Here is a 19,499-nt window from a genome sequence, read left to right on the forward strand (position 1 = left end):
AGCGGCATTTGCCCTAAGCTCTACGAAATTGTCTTCAGCGTCAATTAGCAAACACGCAGCTCGGAGCGGGGACCGAGCCAGACAGGAAGGTGTCGCACACCGATGATGGGTTCTTCCATTCCCGCTGTGTTGCGCGAACGTGCCAGTCTGCAGCCCAATGACGAAGCATTCACGTTCATCGACTACGAACACGATCCGAAGGGCGTTCCCGAAACCCTGACGTGGTCGCAACTGTATCGACGAGCATTAAACGTCGCGCGCGAACTTCGCCTTTGCGGGGAACCCGGCGACCGGGCGGTGATATTGGCACCGCAGGGACTCGACTACATCGCCGCTTTCCTCGGATCACTGCAAGCCGGACTCATTGCGGTTCCACTTTCTGTTCCACACGCCGGGGCTCACGATGAGCGAGTCAATTCAGTCTTGCGCGATACGTCACCGTCAGTCATTCTCACCACCTCGTCGGTCGCAGCCGCTGTTGCCGAATATGCAACAGCAGTGGACGGCGAGGCGGCCCCGAAAATCATCGCGGTTGATTTGCTGGATTTGGATGCCAGGAAGGCGTTCAGAGATCCAGGCCTCAGCCGGCCGGATATCGCCTATTTGCAGTACACCTCCGGATCGACCCGTGAGCCCGCCGGCGTGATGGTGACGTACAGGAATCTGTCGGCGAACTTCGAGCAGATGTACGCCGACTACTTCGCGGACTGCGGGAAAGTCGCACCACCGGACACGACCGTGGTGTCGTGGCTGCCGTTCTACCACGACATGGGCCTGCTCCTGGGAGTGTGCGTGCCGATCCTGGGCGGGCTGCGTACCGTGCTCACGAGCCCTACAGCGTTCCTAGAGCGGCCGGCGCGCTGGATTCAGTTGTTGGCCAAGCATTCTCACGTCATGACAGCGGCGCCGAACTTCGCTTTCGAACTCGCGGTACGCCGGACAACCGACGACGACATGGCCGGCCTTGACCTTGGGAACGTCCTCGGCATCCTCAGCGGTAGCGAGCGCGTCCACACTGCGACACTGAAGCGCTTCACCGACCGGTTTTCCCGATTCGGCTTCCGCCCCAAGGCGATACGGCCGTCGTATGGGCTCGCAGAAGCGACGGTGTACGTCGCCACGCGTCGCCCCGGCGATCCGCCAGAAGTCGTGTACTTCGAATCCGAGAAGTTGTCCGCGGGACACGCGAAACGGTGCACGAATGCGTCGGGCTCTCCCCTGGTCAGCTACGGCACACCGGAATCGACGACGGTACGGATCGTCGACCCGGAGACCATGACCGAGTGCCCAGCCGGGAAGACCGGTGAGATCTGGGTGCACGGCGAAAACGTGGCGATCGGCTACTGGCACAAGCCGCAAGAGACCGAGCGAACGTTCGGTGGAAGGCTCGTCAATCCTTCGTCGGGTACACCGGATTCGTCATGGCTGCGAACGGGTGATCTGGGCTTCATCTCCGACGGCGAGCTGTTCATCATGGGGCGCATCAAGGACGTCCTCATCGTGTACGGGCGCAACCACTACCCCGAGGACATCGAGGCGACGATCCAGGAGATAACGGGAGGCCGGTGCGCGGCGATTTCGATCTCCGATGCCCGCACCGAAAAACTGGTGGCCATCGTCGAACTCAAGAAGCGAGGCGACACCGACGAAGAGGCAATGGCAAGGTTCGACGCCGTCAAGGGCGAAGTCACCTCGGCCATCTCGAACACGCACGGTTTGACGGTTTCGGATCTCGTGTGTGTGGCGCCGGGTTCGATACCGATCACCACGAGCGGCAAGATCCGGCGTTCGACGTGCGTCGAGCAGTACCGGGCCGGTCAGTTCGCGCGCGCAGACGTTTTAAGCAGCCGGGTGTAATTCATCAACGTCGATGGTTAATGCGGATCAGGTTGCTAGACGCCTATGTTGCCTCCGCTTTTGCGGGCTGGGCTCGTCCAGCAGATGACCGGAATTGATTGCCTTGGCGACAGGGGTTACCCGCATCGGCCATGACACGCTTGCCGCACCGGCGCCATTTCCGCGCAACGCCACAACATTTCTCACAGCTGCGACATATGATCGATGCGGCTACGTCAGGAGGAAAATAGTGAGTCTCAAACGCACCGCCCGGGTGGCGGTCACCACTGTGGCGAGCCTCGCGGCCCTCCTTGTCAGCGATGCGGTGGCAGCAGCCGATCCGCCGGATCCGCTAGTCGTCGACAACGCCGCCTCGGATAACGACAGACCGCGCGATGACCAGCAGCAGGCTCAGGATCCGAACTGCCCGATGTGTGATCTGGTCAAGGCCGCCCAAGAGCTACCGCCTCCGGACTTGTCCGGCTGGAACATACCGCCGCTGGTTGATGTGTCCGTCCCGGTGGGCTTCGGCGTCGGCCTCCCGAGCCCGGTTCCCGCCATCGCCTTCCCGATCACTTTGGGAGCTCCGCAGCTGCCACCACCGCCGGACCTCACCCAGTTGCCGGCACCGCAGCTGCCACCACCGCCGTCGCTTCCCCAGTGGCAGCCGGTGTGGTGCGGGCCAGGGGTTCCCGGCTTCACCCCGTGCATCTAGAACGACCGCCCGAGATCGTCAGCGGATCGCCTTCCACTCCTTGCTGGCCGACTTCTGCAGAAAGAAGACAGAGGTCGAGTTGCTGAACCATTCCCACACCAGGTTCGGCCAGCCGACGGCGTGCGCTCGTCTGCCCGTGTGATACACGGTGAGCTCGGGTTCGAACCGCGTTCTGCCGACCCGTGACAATCGTCGAAACAGGTCCATGTCTTCGGCCGCGGTCAGACGCTCGTTGAAGCCGCCGACCCTCCTGAACGCGTCGGCGAGCATCATTTGAAACTCGCCGCCGGCTCCGCCGACGCCGAGCACGTTGTTCTGAAATCGGAACTGCAGCGCAAGCATCGTGAACATCAAGCGATCAGCGGGCGTACTCGCTTCGGGGAAGACTTTGTAGCGCCCGGTAAGAGCGAGCAGTTCTTGATTCCGTCGAAAGTTCTGCTCCGCGGTGTCAAAGAACTCGTTGATATCTGGTATGACCACGTCGGCATCGAGAAATACCAGGTATTTGCCCCTCGCAGCGGCGGCGCCGATATTTCGCGCCATGGCTATCGTCTGCCTTTGCGGCCGGTCGTAGACGATCACCTTGTCCGCATAGCTTCTGGCAACCTCGACAGTGCCGTCGCGGCTGTCGCCGTCCGAAATGATGATCTCGTGTTCGCCGGAATACTCAGACACGCATCGGAGGGTCGTCTCGATCGTCTTTATCTCGTTGAGCGTCGGTATCACAAATGAAATCATGATCACTGTCCCCCAAGATGACCGTCTAGCGTCTAGTCGAATCCACGACCGAGAGTTGGCGAGCCGCGAGGGGTTCCTGCGGTGACGACGGCAATTGCATAACCGTGGTGCGCGTCGTCAGCAGTCGCCAGTCTTTGAGCCAATAGCGCCACGTACCGTAGCGGTAGCGAAACTGAGACCGCGCCGAGTAGAAACTGAATTGGTTGGCTGTCTTTCTGCCGAAATGGTTGATGTATGCCATTTCGGTGCCGTAAATGCCAAAACCGGCCACTCGCGCGCGCAGGCACAGGTCGACGTCGGCACCCCACGCGAATTTTCCAAATGACCGCTCGTCGAATCCGCCGACGGCGAGCCAGGCCGATCGAGTGATCATCATTGCGCACGCGTCGGTAAACGGCAGCTTGCGCAGGATGGGTTTGGGCTGGTAGTCGCATGCCGGGCCGCGGTAGTCGGAAAGAATCCTGGTGTGACCGCCCGTGTCGTCGTAGACCGGCACGACGATTCCCGCGTCTTCGGGAATGCGCGGATCGAGGATGCCGTCGACGAATCCAGGAGATAGCCGGGTGTCGTTATTCAGCGTCATCGCGTGGGTGTAGCCGTTGGCGAATGCGTAACGAAGGATGAAATTGGAGCCACCCGCCCAGCCGAGATTGCGCCCTGGCGTGATGACGTGTTCGTCGCCGATACGGGGATAGTCGCCCCGGTTGTCAACAATGACGAAGTCGGCCGGTTCGCGACGTAGGTCTGCAATTAGCGCGTGCGTGTATTCGTGTTGACCGTAGACGGGAACACCAATCAGCAGCATTAATTCGGCCTCCCCCTAATAACTGTCATCTGCCCCGATGCTAGACCGCTCCTGTCCGATGTCGGCGGCGTTTAGCGGATTTATTGTAAACAGTCGGCAGGGCATATGTCCTGCCGGAGTGGGCTTCGCTACAGTGTTTGCTGATAGACAGACAGCAATGCCTTCTGCCGGTTCAAATGCTCAATACCTATTGAAACTGACAGAAGTTGGCGATTACAGCAAAGCGCCCGATATATTGACGAGCTGGCCGGTGTCGCAGCTGATGGCCCGGCACTGCGACATGCGTTCGCCGACAAGGGCCTGAGTACGGCCGGCAGGTGGCACCAAAAAGCAGAGCGCCGGACATCGCCGTTCCACGCAACGCCGACGTCAATTCCATGAGAAGATGCCCTGAACCGGCCCGGTTGAGGGGCCACTGCCAACGGTATGGTGTGAATTCGTGATCGAGCTAAATGGCGTTGCCAAGACGTTTGGCGGCTCCGTGACCGCACTTCGTGACGTCAGCTTTTGCGTCCCCACCGGATCGGTCTGCGCTTTGCTAGGCCACAACGGCGCGGGTAAGACGACCGTGGTCAAGATTCTGTCCACGCTGCTGCGACCGACCCGCGGCGAGGCGGTGGTGGCCGGCTATGACGTCGTCAGGCAGCCCGACAAGGTTCGCGCGAGCATCGGGCTCACCGCGCAGGATGCCGCGCTGGATCCAATGCTCACCGGCAGGCAGAACCTGGTGCTGTTCGCTCGGCTGCGGGGAATGCGACGCACGGTTGCGCGCCAGCGGGCTGACGAGCTGATCGAGCGGTTCGATATGCAGCACGCCGCCGACCGGCGAGTGCATACCTACTCGGGAGGCATGCGGCGCCGAATCGACATCGCGGCCGCCCTGGTGGACCCCCCGAAAGTGCTGTTCCTCGACGAGCCGACGACGGGGCTGGACCCGCGCAGCCGCCGCGACGTCTGGGCGTTCGTGCAATCCCTGTCCGCCCAGGACATCACGGTCCTGTTGACCACGCAGTATCTCGAAGAGGCCGATGTTCTCAGCGATTCGGTCGTCATCATCGACCACGGTGAGGTCATTGCCAGCGGCACGGCCGACGACCTGAAGCGGCGCATGGGCTTTTCGTATTGCGAAGTGACACCGCTCAATCCGGCCGACCTGAGCCGCATATTCGCCGTGGTCGCCGACATCGAGGGCGCCGAGGTCGGCTACACGTCGAACACCGTTTCGGTTCCGGCCCCCGATGGCGTGGCGACTCTGGTCGAGGTGCTGCGCCGGATCGAAAGCCTTGGCGTCGAACTGCTCGACATCTCGCTTCGCAAGCCGTCGCTGGACGAGGTGTTCTTGCACCTGACTCCGTCGACTGTCACGGTATGACCGCGCTCGCGGCGCTGACCGAGCGCGCGGTGCTGGCGTCGCTGCGAGACAGAGACTTGCTTTTCGCGATTCTTGCGCCGGTCGTCACCTTCGTCGGTTTCACCTTCGCGTTGCAGAACGTGATCAACACCGGGGCCATGACCTATCCGCAGTACGTTCTGCCTGCCGTGGTCGTCCAAGCGATGCTGTTGGGCGCGTTGACCACATCGGAGGCAGCGGCCAAAGACCAGCGTCCCGGCTTCGGCGTTCGGCTGCGCACACTTCCGATCTCCGCGCTGGTTCCGCTGTCGGCTCGCATGATGTACTGCCTCATTCGCGGTGCGCTGTCGGTGTTCGCCGCGATCGCGGTCGCCTATCCGTTCGGCTTCCGGATGGCAGGCGGGTTCTTGTATGCGGTGGCGTTCGTCTTCGTTGCCCTGCTGTTGACCCTGGCGCTGTCGCTCGGCGCCGATGCGACAGGATCGATCGGCTGGAAATTGGATGCGGCCAGTCAGCTGCTGCTCATTCCCCAGCTGCTGCTGGTCCTGCTGTCCACTGGGCTGGCGCCGGTCGAAGCATTTCCCGGCTGGCTTCAACCATTCGTGCGCTACCAGCCCGTCTCACAGGTGACCGAAACCCTGCGTGGGCTTGCCAGCGGTGACGTCATCGGCAGCAATCTGGCCGCCAGCCTGGCGTGGTGCGTTGGCCTGCTTGTGGTCTTCGGCTTCATCGCATTGCGGATGCAACGGCGGCCGCAATGACCACGAATTCACCACCGCGGGCCTCGCTGGTCACCGAAAGCCTGTTGCTCGCGAGCCGGCATATAAACCGTTGGCGCACAGAGCCGTTGCTGCCGATCCAGAGCTTGGTGTTCCCGACACTGCTGCTGATCATCTACTACCTGCTCGTCGGCAAGTCCATGGTGACGATCGCCGGCACCGACAATCTCGACGGACTGGTCCCGCTGTGCGCGTTGGCGGGCGGGATGTTCGGCGCATTGGGCGCGGGCTTCGCCGTTCCCTTCGAACGTGCCAGCGGTCTACTCAGCCGGCTGTGGACATTTCCCGTGCACCGGGCCAGCGCGCTGATCGGCAGGCTGCTGGCCGAGGCGGCGCGAACATTGGTGTCGGCAGCGTTGATCACCGCGGTCGGCATTGCGCTCGGACTTCGGTTCCACGGCAGCTGGTTTGCGGTGATCCCGTTCCTCCTCGTGCCGGTCCTCGTGGTCGTCGTCTTTGCGACGATCGTCCTCACGGTTGCACTCGCCTCGGGACCCGAGATCAACTCCATGTTCACGTGGTTGGCAACGGGTTCCATCGGCCTGGTGTTCGCCAGCTCCGGCGTTGCCCCTGTCGAGCTGTTCCCGTCCTGGTTGCAGCCGATCATCCAGTTTCAGCCGATGTCACCGGCGATTGAATCGATGCGCGCACTCGCGGCAGGCGAATCCGCAATCTGGCCGCTGATGCTGACTGTCGCGTGGGCGCTGATCTTCGGCGCAGTGTTCGGGCCGCTGGCGGTCCGCAAGTACCGTCGCGCAGCCGAATCCGGCTAGCAGAACCGAAAACCCACTGCCGCAGCCAGATTCAGTACGTCACACCGGTTGGCACCGGACGCGCCGGACAGCGATTCGACCCGTTGGACCGGTCGATCGTTTTCGGCCGCTGGAGGTCAATACACTTTCGTGGCTTCGTCGACGACCCGGCGATAGCGAGCACCTCGGTGGGCAGCTCGTCGGTGACATACGCCTGCTGTTCGGCGGGCTTCTTCTTGTCGAAGTGCAGTTTCGCTGGCCACCAGTTCGCGTTGCCGAGCAGAACGGCGATCGCCGGCACGGTGATGGTGCGCACCAGGAACGTATCCAGAAGCAGCCCGACGCCTATCACGAAACCGATCTGCACCGCGCCGATGATGCTGCTGAACGTCAGGCCGAACATCGACGCCGCGAAAATCAAGCCTGCTGACGTGATGACGCCACCGGTCGCGCCGATGGTGCGGATCACCGCGGTGCGCACCCCGCGACTGGCCTCGTCACGGATACGGGAGATGAGCAGAAGGTTGTAGTCGGCGCCGACGGCCACCAGCACAAGGAACGTCATTCCTGGGACGCTCCAAGCGATTTCCTGCTTCAGGATGAACTGGAAGAAGACAACCCCGATGCCCAGCGCCGACATGTAGGACAGGATCACCGACCCCACCAGGTAGATCGGCGCGACGACCGAACGCAGCAGCGCGACGAGGATCAGGAACACGACAGCCAGTGTGACGATGATGATGAACCGGATATCGGCGTTGTAATAGTTGCGGATGTCGTTCTGCACCGCCGAGAACCCGACCATCGAGATCTTCGCGTCGGCCAACGTCGTGTTCGGCCGTGCGCTCTCGGCGGTCTTGATGATGTCCTTTACCTGGTCCATCGACTCGGTACCGAACGGGTTGAGTGCGGTCTGCACCAAATACCGCGCCGAGTGACCGTCCTTCGAGACGAAAAGCGTTGCGGCCTTTTTGAATTCCGCCTGCGTCAGGATCTGCGGCGGGACATAGAACCCGGACATCGGTGGATTGGCCGCATCCTGTTTCATCGCGAGAAGAAACGCCGATGCTTGATCCAAACCGCCGCCCATGGTCTTGGTCTGGTCGACTAGCAGCTGAACGCCCTCGGCGAGTTGCCTGCTGGAGTCGGCGAGTAGGTTCACGCCTTCCTGCGCCTTGGCGATCTGCTGCTGGATAGCGTCCGGATCGTCCAAGCCCATCTCGCGCGCCGCGTCGATCGCGGTATCCATGCTCTTGCCGAGTCCGCGCACGGTCTCGTCGAGCGTCTCGGTTCCCTTGATGCCCTGCAGCTGACGGCCGACGTCGGCGATCTTGTCCAGGGTGCCGTTGTTCTGAGCGTCGATGACCCGCTGTAGATCGGCCCGCGATGCCACGCACGCCGGATCGAGGTTGCACACCGGACTGACGTTGAGCGCGTTGACCATTGGCGTGGCCCACGTGTAGACGTCGGTGATCCGGGTCAGGTTGACGCCGAGCGCCTCCCCGAGCGAACGCATGTTGGCGACGAGGGTGGCGGTCTTGTCGATCTCGTCGAGAGTCTTGGATCCGCCGAACTTCTGCTCCATGTCGGCCAGCGCGCTCACCAGCGGACGCACGGTCACTATCCCCTGCGTGACTCCGTCGCGGAGCTGGTTGAGCGTGTCGGCGAGCTTGTGCGCACCGCCCGACAGCATGTTGAGATTGCCGTCGTTGTCGGCGATGAGTTTGGCTCCGTCGTTCAGCTTGTGGCCCACCTCGCCGGCTTGCCAGGTGGCCTTGGCTTGCTCCAGCACCTCACCGGTGGGGCGGGTGATGCCGCGCACCATGGCGATGTTCGGCACCTGACTCACCCGCTGGGCCATCTGCTCCATATCGGCGAGAGCCTTTGGCGTGCGCAGGTCTTGGGACGACTGGATGAGGATGAACTGCTGGACCGTGCTGCTGACCGGGAAGTGCTTGTCCAGCGCCGAGTAGCCCATATTGCTTTCGGCATCGGCAGGCAGGTTCTTCCGGTCGTCATAGTTGTACTTGATCAACGAGGTGCAAGCGGCCAGCCCGAGCAGAATCACGAGGCTTGCCGCCAGGTGCACGACGGGTCGGCGCACGATATGCACACCGGAACGCCGCCACCACCGGCCGGTCAAGTCCTTGCGCGGCTTGACCCAGCCCCGCCGCCCTGCGAGCACGAGGAAGGCGGGCAACAAAGTGACCGACGCGAGGAAGCCGACTCCGACAGTGACCGACAGGGCCGGGCCGACCGTCGAGAAGACACCAAGATTGGTGAACGCCATGCCGAAGAAGGCGATGGCGACCGTTCCCGCCGATCCGGCAATCACCTTTCCTATCGACTTCAGCGCGACAGCGACCGCGTCGTCGGAACTCATGCCGCTGCGAACACACTCGTGGTAGCGACTGAACAGAAATATGGCGTAATCGGTCCCCGCGCCCATCATCATCGCGGTGATCAACATGAACGTCTGCGGGCCAAGGCCCAGCACACCCAAATCGCCGAGTCCCGCCACGACCTGCTGCGCCACCACCAGCGCGACGGCGATCATCAGCATCGGCAGGATCATCGCGACCACGTTGCGGTACACCATGATCAGAATCGCGAGCACGATGATCACGGTGGCGATCTCGATGACGTGCTGATCGCGCGCGCCGATTTCGTTGAGGTCGTCGAATGTTGCGGCCGGGCCGATGACGTTGGCGGTCAAGGATGTGTTCGCCGTCGCGTCCTTGACCACCTTGACGAAGTTTCGGTAGGCCTCCTGGCCGTCCGCGACGCCCATCGTGCCCTTCAGGCTGACAGGCAGTTGCCAGGCTTTCTTGTCCTGACTGGTCATCACCTGCCGCAGCTCGGGGATCGCGAGGAAGTCCTGCGTCGACAGCACGTTGGTGGTGTCGGCCTTCAGCCGGTCCACCAGCTTCCGATAGGTGTCCTCGTCCTGCGGAGACAGTCCTTTGTCGTTGGTCAAGATGACGACGGCGGCGTTTCCGGCGCCTCCCTCGTCAAATGCCTTCTGCATTTCCTGGGCGGCAGTCATCACCGAAGAGCCGGCGGGCAGCAAACCCGGCGGATTCTTTTGGGCAACCTGCATCAACGGCGGGATCGTCAAGAACAGGACGGCAGCAAGCGCCAACCACGCAGCGATAACCAGCAGCGGGTGGCGAACGATAAACCGGCCTACCGCCGGAAATCGCGCCCCCTTGAACGCACCGCTGGATCTGGCGCGCCTCAACATCCCAATCAGGCTACACGGCAGCAGTGCCTTACGAGCGCGTAAACGAGTTTGCTCGCGTCGAAGCATAGTGTTGACCGAATCGCCTGCGATGGTGTTGGGTCCCGACCCGTCGCGACGATACCCAGAAAGTCCTCAAAGTGCCGTCCAAACCATTCAAAAACTCGGCTGGCGACGATAAACCCGACCTGCCACGCAATCTTCGACAACGACCATTTCGCCGCACACACCAGGAACAAAGATCAACGAATCCGATGCCGGCAAACCAATTGCCCATATCCGCCAGTAACACGGTGTCTTTGCCACGGCGACAACGATGGTCCCTGTGCTCTAATCGGGGCGTGCTCGCGACGATGTTGAAGAAAAGTCTCCGCCGTAGGCGGTATTTGCCGAATAGCCGTCGCGGGTCCTTGCGAGGCCGGCGATGAAATTCGTCGTGGCGGTTCACGGCACCCGTGGCGATGTCGAACCCTGCGCCGCTGTCAGCCTGGAGCTGCGCAACCGCGGGCATGACGTCCGCGTGGCCGTTCCCCCGAACCTGGCTGCCTTCGTCGAGGCGGCGGGCCTGTCCCCTGCCGTCTCGTATGGAGTGGACTCACAGCAACAGATGGACGCGGACATCTTCCGCAAGTACTGGAAGATCCAGAACCCCGTCACCGCCCTACGCGAACTGCGCGAGTACATCACGCAGGGCTGGGCGGAGATGAATACGACGCTGAGGTCCATGGCCGACGACGCCGACCTGATCCTGACCGGCACGACGTACCAAGAGGTCGCCGCCAACGTCGCGGAGTACTACGGCATCCCGCTGGCCGCATTGCACTACTTCCCTGCGCGGCCCAATAGCCAGGTCCTGCCTGTTCCGTTGCCGTCCGGCTTGATCCGGTCAGCCTGGAGCATCGCTGAGTGGGTGCATTGGCGCGCCCTCAAGGAGGCCGAGGACGCGCAACGAGCCGACCTCGGCCTGCCGAAGGCCACCGTCCGCGCGGTGCGGCGCATCATCGAGGGCGGCGCGCTGGAGATACAGGCCTACGACGAGGTGTTCTTCCCCGGGTTGGTGGCCGAATGGGGCTCCGACCGCCCGCTGGTCGGCTCGATGACGCTGGAGTTGGGCACGGCGAACGACGACGAGGTGGCGTCGTGGATCGCCGCGGGCACGCCACCGATCTATTTCGGCTTTGGGAGCATGCCGGTGCAATCCCCCGCCGATGCCGTCGCAATGATCACCGACGTCTGCGCGGAGCTGGGTGAGCGAGCGCTGATCTGCTCGGGAGTCTGGGATCTCAGCGACCTTGTCGACACCCCCGATGCCGAGCACGTGAAGCTCGTGAAGGCCGTCAACCATGCGGCGGTGTTCCCCGTTTGCCGCGCAGTCGTGCACCACGGTGGATCAGGCACCACCGCGGCGAGCGTGCGCGCTGGCGTACCGACATTGATCCTCTGGGTGGGAGCCGACCAACCGTTCTGGGCCACCCAGATAAATCGGCTCAAAGTCGGTACGGCTCTTCGGTTTTCACGCACAACCCGAGAATCCCTGCTCATCGCGTTGCAGACGATCCTCACCCCGCAGTACGCCGCCCGCGCAAGGGAAGTCGCCGGCTTGATGACCAAACCCGCCGCGAGCGTTTCACGAACAGCCGATCTGCTCGAGGATGCCGTCCGCAGAGGCCGTGCTCGCCGATTGGCTTGACAGGCAAGGCGTTAAGACGAACCGACCGATGCCGATGTCTGACCGTCCAACCGGGTGAACTGATCGCGGCGGTATTGCTCGACACAGCTGGCCCGCCGGATCTTTCCGCTCGTGGTGATCGGTATCGAACCACGTGGCACGAGAACGATGTCCGCGACGGCAAGACCGTGTGAATTCGAAATCGCCGAGGTCACTTCGCGTTTCACGTCGAGCAGCGCGTCCATCATCTCGTTCTCCGACGCACCGCGCTTCTTGACCTCGACGATCACGACAAGCTGTTCGCTCTGATCATCCTCGACGGAGATCGCCGCGACCCGGCCTCCGGATATCTCCTGAATCGTCGCCTCGATGTCGTCCGGGTAGTGATTCAACCCACGCACGATCAGGAGGTCTTTCATCCTGCCGACGATGAACAGCTCATCGTCGGAGACGAAGCCCAAGTCGCCGGTTCGAAGCCATGGTTCTGCGGGTGTGCCCGCCGACGGTGCGACGATCTTGGCGCCGAACGTCTTTTCGGTCTGCTCAGGTTTCTCCCAGTAGCCCAGGCAGACGTTGTCTCCCCGCACCCAGATCTCACCGACCATCCCGGCCGGGCGTTCGGCTGCCGTCTCCGGGTCGACGATGCGCACCATCGGCGATTCCGGATTGCCGTAGCTGACGAGCGGTGTACCGGTCTCGGTTCCACACCGCTTGGCGTGGCCTGCGGACAATTTCTCGGGTTCGAAGTGGACGACATTCGGCGGCTGATTGACCGGGCGCGTCGCCACGTAGAGCGTCGCTTCTGCAAGGCCGTACGAGGGCCGCAGCGCCTCCTGGTGCAGATTGAACTTGGCGAACCTCTGGAAGAAGCGCGTCAGGGTGGACACGTGCACGCGTTCGCTGCCGCTGAGCACGCGGAGAACCCCTGACAGGTCTAGGCCGGCCATGTCCTCGTCCGAGGTGCGTCCTGCCGCCAACTCGAAGGCGAAGTTGGGCGCTGCGGTCAAGGCGTGCGGATGCCGGGCCAGCAGCTGCATCCACCGGGCCGGCCTGGCCAAGAAGGACGCCGGCGTGGTGAACACGGAATGCCATCCGCCAAGAATGGGCGCGCACACGCCGAGCATCAAACCCATGTCGTGGTAGAACGGCAGCCACGAAACGGCGGTGGTGTTCGGGGGTGTGACCTTGCCGAAGTCCGGGAAGAAGTCGCCCATGATCTGCTCGAAATTGGCGGTGAGGTTCCTGTTGGAAACCATCACCCCAGCCGGGGTTCTGGTGGATCCGGACGTGTACTGCAGGTAGGCCGTCGCGGGCAGCGTCTCACGGCCCGAGCCGGATCGCCTGCGGGCGTCCAAGTCCAGTGCGTCGATCGCGACGACCTCTGGAGCGGGCCGGTCTGACCCCTCGGTGTATTCGGCCAGGTTTTCGGCGATCGTGGACGTGGTGAGGATGACGGTGGGCGTCGCGTCGCGCATCACCGCGCTGACTCGTTCGTCGTGGACGCCGACCATCGGAACCGAGAGCGGCACTCCGATCAGGCCAGCCTGCAACGAGGCGAGAAAAGCGACGACGTAGTCCAGGCCCTGCGGCGCCAGTATCAATGCGCGGTCCCCGATCGACCCGCGCTGTCGCAGCTCGTACGCGAGGCTGGACACCCGCCGGTTCAGCTGCGCCCAGGTCAGGGTCTGGGTGACGCCTTCCCATTCCCGTTCGTAGTCGACGAACGTGAACGCGATGTCCTCAGGCTGCAGGCTGGCGCGTTCACGCAGCACGCCGGTCACGGAAGAGTCGGTCATAGGCGTTACATTTTTACTCGATTGTCCCGGTGCCGTCGAACTCGGCCCGGCGCGCCGCGTACAGTTCGTGCATTTCGCCAGGTCGGCAGGCCACGAGTTTTGCTACGGCCGCGCTGGGGGATGCCGGCGGAGACTCGAGGGTCTTTGCTGAGAAATTAGCGCGCTTCTCGGCGTGCCCTACTCGATTTCGCCGGCTATATCGAATTCTGCAAGTGTGCGAGATATGCGCTCACACAGAATCTGCCTCGAGTTCTCCCCGCCGTGGTGATAAGCCCGGAAAGTAATGTAGAGCTTTCCGCAGCTGCGCCCCGAGCACAGATACAGTTCTCCGCTACTGAGTTCCGGGCTCTTTTCGGTCAAGTTTTGTTCCAGCATTCGGATCGAAAAGTAGTCGGCTGCGGTTCCGTCCACACACGCCACAGTCGGCTCGATGTCACCAAAATACGAACACCCCACCGGAAGGTCCGCGGCGTTCAATGCCGCCAACGGCAGCCGCCTGACGACGGCGGTCGGGACGAGTGGAGTGAGAGGGAGGACACTCTCCTGCTCTTTGAACTTTCCCAGCCCCTGCACGAGGGCCTGTTTGATATCGGCTCGGATTTTCCGAAGATCGGTTGTTACCGGCGCCGGGTCAACCGCGAAATCGATACCTTTAAGGGCATTTGCGCGCAAATCGTTCTCAGTGCGATCATTGACGGGATAATTCAGCGTTACCAAATCGTCCCTCGTGCGAACGCGGCCGAATTTCTCCGCAAGTTTTGCGGCGAATCCGGCAAATAGCGCGTTACTTGTTCCACCGAGGCGTTCGGCACACCCGTCCCAGTCGGCCAGGTCGATGTAGACCGTCGCGGTCGGCACGACCACAGGCCTATCTGGTCCACGCTTGGGCGCCGACGGCGCCGCCGATGCGCCCGGCCGGCCACGGGTGGGCCGGTTCTGCGCGGCCAGTTTGGTCATGGCGACCAGCGCGTGGCCGATCTCCGGTAGTCCCCTGGCGGCTTGACGGGCGTCCTCCACCAGTGCTCGCCGCCGGGGGCGTGAACGCGGCGGTGGATAACCGAAATCGTGTCTGACGCCGTTGACGGCGTCCCGCACGGCAAGACACAGCCCTGCCCCGTCGATCACGGTGTGTGAGGTCACCAGGCTGACCGCGGTTCCGTACCCCTCGATCGGAAGAACGCCGAGATGCCAGCCCGGGCCGAACTCTGGGTGTACGGGTCTTGCCGCCCGTTCCTCGATCCAGTCCGGCAGGGCCGCGGGCGTGCGAGCCGGCACGGCGACGTCGATTCCGGGCAACTCGTGACATGCCACCCAGCGGTGGCGCCCGAACGGAACAGGAGATCGCTCGATCCGGCGACCCACCAGCCCGTGGGCGAGGTTGTCGTGCATTCGGCGCAGTCCCTCGCGGTCGACGTCACGCCGATAGACCCAGTTGAACTGGATGCCATGCACGTGCCCACTGGCGCGCACCCACACGAACGACGCGTGGTCCATGAAGGCGAGCGTGTTGTCGACCGCGGGGGGAGCCGGATTGACCACGGACGCGACCATCAGAAGATCTCACCCGTGAGGCCGAATTCGGACAGCGTGCGCGCCGCCAGCTCACGCACACGGGTCTTCGTGTTCTCCGCGCCGGGCTGGTAGGCGACGATTCCGATGGAGATCTTGCCGCCGATGCGGCCCGCCACCACCACGAGTTGGCCACCCGCCCTTTCGATGTCGGCGCGTCTCACGTTCCGGTCGACACCGCGCACAAGGACATACTCGGCATCGGTGCCGTCCGGACGGCCCACTGCCGGATCGACATCGCCGAGATTGGAGCACGCCACCGAAAGATCGTCACCCGATCCGAAGAACAGATCGGCCACGCGCTTCAACGCCCGCCTTGGTACCAACGGAACCAGCGGAAGCAACTGCAGCGTCTCATCGGGGACTTCTCTGGCGGCCTTCAGGCCCTGCCTGATCGCGGTTCGCGCATCGCTGAGATCCGTTGTCACCGAAGACGGGTCGAGGCTCACCTGGGCGAACAGCATCGCGTTCGCGCGCGTATCCTCCAGCGTGGTGCGGTCGTTGAGCGCAATGAGCAGCGTCACGTTCCCGTCGGCACGTCGACGTCCCATATGTCCGCCGAGTTTCGCGGCAAACCCGGCGAGCAGCGAATAGCTGGTTCCGTTAAGGGTTTTCGCGCAAGTGTCCCACTCGGGTAGATCGATGAAGATCGAGATAGCGGGCACCACAATGGTCGAGTCGTCCTCGACAGCGCGGGTGGTCGGAGGTGTCGACGCGCTCGGCGCGGTCAGTTCGCGGCGGTGGCTGAATCCGAGTTTCCCCGCCGCGACCACCGTCCGGCCGACCTCGGGAAGGCCCTTCGCGCTTTCGCGCAGATCGGACAACGCGGCGCGAAAACGCTTGCGAGACCGGGGCGGTGGATAGCCGATGTCACGCCTGTTCCCGAAGACCGCCTCGACGATCGTGAGCAGGGCGCCGACGCCGTCGCCAAGACAATGCGAACCCACCAGAGTGATCGCCGTCGACCCGTCCGTCAGCGGCAGCACGGCCAGATGCCAGCCCGGACCCCATTCCGGATCGACGGGTAGCTCTGCCCGTTCGTCGGCCCAATCGGTGACTTCGGCACGGGGGCGAGGATGTTCGGCGAAGTATATGGGCGACTGCGGTCCCAGCGAGGACACCCAGCGAGGCCGGCCGAACGGCAGCGGGGAGCGCTCGATGCGCCGTCCGGCCAATCCGTAACCGAAATTACTGTGGAATCGCCTCAGCTCGTCGATGTCGACGGGATGCTCGTAGATCCACACCACCTGCATGAGCTTTCCGGTGCCGGTCGCCCGCTGAAGCGCAAGACCGGCCTGATCCATGAAGGACAGCCGGTTGTCTTGCGGCGCCTGACTTTTAACGGAACGGCGCCTGAATACCTGGCGGTTGGGGCGGACTTGAATGGCCACTGTCGTCCGCTATTCGATCACGCCGGTAAGACCGAACTCGGCCAGCGTGCTCGCGGCCAGCTGGCGCAGGTTGTGCTTCGAGTTCTCCTGACCGGGCCGGTAGGCGACGACAGTGATGGAGATCTTGCCACCGATGCGTCCGGCCAGCACGGTCAGCAGGCCGCCCCTTCGCTCGAGGTACTGACGCGTGACGTGTCGGTCCACCCCGCGCAACATCACGTATTCGGCGTCGGTGCCGTCGGCGCGGGCGACGACGGAGTCGACCTCACCGAGGTTGGAACACGATACGGGCAGATCGTCAAAGCCGAACACGACATCGGAGCCACGTTTGACCGCACGCTTCGGGATGAACGGGGTCAGCGGAAGAAGCTGCAGCGTCTCGTCCGGCGACTCGCGCATGTCCTTGAGCGCCTGCTTGATTACGACCCGAGCGCCGGACAGATCCGTCGTCACCTCGCTTGGGTCGAGGACAACCGTTGCGAGTGACGCCGCGTTCGCGCGCGTATCGTCTGGGACGCGGTCAGAGATGGGGACGTGCAGGGTGACGGCACCATCGCCGACACGGCGGCGATCCATGCGTTCGGCAATCTTGGCGGCGAGCCCGGCTACGAGTGAATAACTTGTGCCGCCAAGGGAATTCGCGCACTTATCCCAATCGTCCAGATCGATGTAGATGGTGGTCGCCGGCGCCACGACGTTGCAGTCGCCGTGTTCTGACGGAATGGCCTTCGGTCGCGATGTCCCCGACCGGGTGAATTCCCGCCTGCGACGAACTGCCAGCTTCGCCCCCGCGACCAGCGTCCTGGCGATTTCAGGCACACCTTGCGCGGTCTCGCGCAGATCGGCGGCCACAGCGCGCATTCGAGGCCGTGAACGCGGCGCGGGGAAACCAAAATCGCGTCTATTGCCTTTGACCGCATCGACAATCGTCTGCAGGCCCCCCAAGCCGTCGGACAGACAGTGCGACAGCACCAGGCTGACCGCGGTCGAGCCGTCGGTCATCGGGAGAACTCCCAGATGCCAACCGGGTCCCCACTCCGGGTCGATCGGCAATTGTGCACGTTCATCCGCCCAGTCGCTCAGGCCGGTGCGGGGACGGACCGGCTCGATGTCCATCTCCGACGCCGGCCCCAGCGAGGACACCCAACGATGCCTGCCGAACGGCAGCGGTGACCGCTCGATCCGCCGGCCGAACAACCCGTAACCGAAATTCTGGTGGAAACGCCTCAGCCCGTCGAAGTCGACCGCGTGCTCATATATCCACACGGCCTGCATGACAAGCTCTTGCCCGGTGGCCCGCTGTCCCAGAAACAACAGCTGATCGGTGAACGAGAGCCGATTGTCCAGCGGCGCAGCATATTCGGTCATCGACGCGACACCCCTTGGTTCTTCGTCCTGGTCAACCCCATCACCGATCGAGGTCGACGAGATCGGCCACCGGCGCCATCTCCCCGCGACCCTCGACGACGCGCACGAACACGGACTTCATCGCTTCGAGGTAACGGGCGACCGATTCGCGGGCGATCGGATTGTTCGGGAACGCCACCGTCACCGAAGTCCCGTTGCCGAACCGATTTACCCACATGCCGATCTGGTGCGCCGCCCCCAGTTCGCTGTAGATCTTGCCGTTCAGCCCGTTCCATTCGGCGACGACGGCGGGAGACAGCGGCGCAAGTGTCGCATCGAGGTAGGAGATCATCGGAACCCCAGGGCCCGGTTTCCGGACGCCGCACTCGGCTGCCAACTCCACGATTCGGTCGAACGGGACGTGCGCCAACTCGAGACCCGAATCGAACGACGCCTGTGCCGCACGGGCCGTATCGGTGAAAGATGTTGCGGTGACGGGGACGCCGACCGGTACTGTGCCGGTGAACCAGCCTGTGGTCATCATTTCCGCATGTGTGCTGCGGGTGCTCGTCGGCGTGATCACGTAATAGGTTTCGGAGCCGGTGAGTTGATGCTCGGCCAGCGCCGCGGCTGCGAACACCCCACCGATGAAACGGATGCCCGCATCCGTGCACGCCGACTCGAATCGGTTTGACTCTTCTTCGCCCATCAGCTGAACGGTGACGAGGTCACCCTCGCACGGCACCGATGGATCACCAAGGGGCAGAGGGAATTGCGGAAGGGTCCCGTTGTTGCGTTCTGTGAAGTTGATCCACTTGCGCACCTGCGGCGAATCCAAAGTCAGCTTGGAAGTGAATTCGCGTTGCCGGACGCAGTACTCGTCGTAGCTGCCGGCCGGGGGCAGCGGGATCGGCGCTCCGCCGCCCACCAGGGCCGCGTACATCATGTGGATCTCGACGAACGCCAATCCCATGAACATCGCGTCGACGTGCAGGTGATCGACGCACATCCAGAACGTGAAGTGGTCCGTACGCTGAATCACCCCGAACCGGAAGCAATCCCATTGCAGCGGGCTGGGAGTGGCCAGTATGTGCTCACGCCACTGGTCCACGGTCTTCTCGCCGTGCTGGGTCGCGACGAACTTGATGTCCTTGGGGTTGCGGATTGTGCGTCGCACGACGCGGTCGCCGTCGTCGAACTCGAACCAGCTGCGATAGGTGTCATGCCGGCGCAGATAGGCGTTGATCACGTACGTCATCGCGCGGATATCGCAGCGCCCTTGGATGTTCCACGCGGGAATCGTCATCCGCGCCATCTCGGTGTCGCGAGCGGCATGCTCGCGGTAAGCGCGAAGATGCTGCGCCTGTTGATAGCTTGCCGGGACCTCGGATACCGGGGCTTCGCTGGCCTTGGCCAATGCCGCCGGTGACGGGTTCCAGGAGATGAGCTCACCCGGGGCATCAATCCAGTCATGGATCGGTTCTAGTGCGAACACTTCGACTCCTCTTCT

General features: G+C 63.1%; 14 protein-coding genes. 6 read left to right on the forward strand and 8 right to left on the reverse strand.

Annotated features, from left to right (window positions below):
• The first annotated feature begins 102 nt into the window (after positions 1 to 102).
• Both ACWW36_RS02885 and ACWW36_RS02890 read left to right on the forward strand, forming a co-directional pair.
• On the forward strand, positions 103 to 1,857 hold the full coding sequence (locus ACWW36_RS02885) for an AMP-binding protein (RefSeq protein WP_456140108.1): 1,755 nt from the start codon (positions 103 to 105) through the stop codon (positions 1,855 to 1,857).
• Between the two features lie 229 nt (positions 1,858 to 2,086).
• Positions 2,087 to 2,551, forward strand: coding sequence for a hypothetical protein (locus ACWW36_RS02890; protein WP_456140109.1), 465 nt, complete (start codon positions 2,087 to 2,089; stop codon positions 2,549 to 2,551).
• An 18-nt stretch (positions 2,552 to 2,569) separates the two neighbouring features.
• Here ACWW36_RS02890 and ACWW36_RS02895 read toward each other — a convergent pair whose 3' ends face one another.
• On the reverse strand, positions 2,570 to 3,289 hold the full coding sequence (locus ACWW36_RS02895) for a glycosyltransferase (RefSeq protein WP_456140110.1): 720 nt from the start codon (positions 3,287 to 3,289) through the stop codon (positions 2,570 to 2,572).
• Positions 3,290 to 3,314: 25 nt separating this feature from the next.
• The gene (locus ACWW36_RS02900) at positions 3,315 to 4,094 is read right to left on the reverse strand and encodes a glycosyltransferase family 2 protein (protein WP_456140111.1); all 780 of its coding nucleotides are present in this window, start codon (positions 4,092 to 4,094) and stop codon (positions 3,315 to 3,317) included.
• Positions 4,095 to 4,533: 439 nt separating this feature from the next.
• Here ACWW36_RS02900 and ACWW36_RS02905 point away from each other — a divergent pair, with 439 nt between their 5' ends.
• Genes ACWW36_RS02905 through ACWW36_RS02915 form a run of 3 tightly spaced genes read left to right on the forward strand, consistent with a single transcriptional unit; the run spans position 4,534 to position 6,997 of the window.
• A complete protein-coding gene (locus ACWW36_RS02905) occupies positions 4,534 to 5,466 on the forward strand; it encodes an ATP-binding cassette domain-containing protein (protein ID WP_456140112.1) in 933 nt (310 codons plus the stop codon).
• On the forward strand, positions 5,463 to 6,206 hold the full coding sequence (locus ACWW36_RS02910) for an ABC transporter permease (protein WP_456140113.1): 744 nt from the start codon (positions 5,463 to 5,465) through the stop codon (positions 6,204 to 6,206). The genes ACWW36_RS02905 and ACWW36_RS02910 overlap by 4 nt, the downstream gene beginning before the upstream one ends.
• Positions 6,203 to 6,997: an ABC transporter permease gene (locus tag ACWW36_RS02915; RefSeq protein WP_456140114.1), complete on the forward strand. Its 795-nt coding sequence runs from the start codon at positions 6,203 to 6,205 to the stop codon at positions 6,995 to 6,997. The genes ACWW36_RS02910 and ACWW36_RS02915 overlap by 4 nt, the downstream gene beginning before the upstream one ends.
• Before the next feature lie 31 nt (positions 6,998 to 7,028).
• Here ACWW36_RS02915 and ACWW36_RS02920 read toward each other — a convergent pair whose 3' ends face one another.
• On the reverse strand, positions 7,029 to 10,220 hold the full coding sequence (locus ACWW36_RS02920) for an MMPL/RND family transporter (RefSeq protein WP_456140115.1): 3,192 nt from the start codon (positions 10,218 to 10,220) through the stop codon (positions 7,029 to 7,031).
• Between the two features lie 421 nt (positions 10,221 to 10,641).
• Between ACWW36_RS02920 and ACWW36_RS02925 the strand changes: the two genes are divergently transcribed.
• Positions 10,642 to 11,907 carry a glycosyltransferase gene (locus ACWW36_RS02925; protein ID WP_456140116.1) on the forward strand — a complete coding sequence of 422 codons (1,266 nt, stop codon included), beginning with the start codon at positions 10,642 to 10,644 and terminating at the stop codon, positions 11,905 to 11,907.
• Positions 11,908 to 11,918: 11 nt separating this feature from the next.
• On the opposite strand, the gene ACWW36_RS02930 is transcribed toward ACWW36_RS02925, so the two are convergent.
• The 5 genes from ACWW36_RS02930 to ACWW36_RS02950 form a co-directional block, all read right to left on the reverse strand.
• The gene (locus ACWW36_RS02930) at positions 11,919 to 13,682 is read right to left on the reverse strand and encodes an AMP-binding protein (protein WP_456140117.1); all 1,764 of its coding nucleotides are present in this window, start codon (positions 13,680 to 13,682) and stop codon (positions 11,919 to 11,921) included.
• A gap of 177 nt (positions 13,683 to 13,859) precedes the next feature.
• On the reverse strand, positions 13,860 to 15,233 hold the full coding sequence (locus ACWW36_RS02935) for a hypothetical protein (RefSeq protein ID WP_456140118.1): 1,374 nt from the start codon (positions 15,231 to 15,233) through the stop codon (positions 13,860 to 13,862).
• Positions 15,233 to 16,555, reverse strand: coding sequence for a hypothetical protein (locus ACWW36_RS02940; RefSeq protein ID WP_456140119.1), 1,323 nt, complete (start codon positions 16,553 to 16,555; stop codon positions 15,233 to 15,235). Before ACWW36_RS02940 ends, ACWW36_RS02935 begins: the two co-directional genes overlap by 1 nt.
• A 96-nt stretch (positions 16,556 to 16,651) precedes the next feature.
• Positions 16,652 to 18,010 carry a hypothetical protein gene (locus ACWW36_RS02945; protein WP_456140120.1) on the reverse strand — a complete coding sequence of 453 codons (1,359 nt, stop codon included), beginning with the start codon at positions 18,008 to 18,010 and terminating at the stop codon, positions 16,652 to 16,654.
• Between the two features lie 40 nt (positions 18,011 to 18,050).
• Positions 18,051 to 19,484 carry a condensation domain-containing protein gene (locus ACWW36_RS02950; RefSeq protein ID WP_456140121.1) on the reverse strand — a complete coding sequence of 478 codons (1,434 nt, stop codon included), beginning with the start codon at positions 19,482 to 19,484 and terminating at the stop codon, positions 18,051 to 18,053.
• Positions 19,485 to 19,499 lie beyond the last annotated feature (15 nt).

Source organism: Mycobacterium sp. MMS18-G62 (assembly GCF_053877835.1).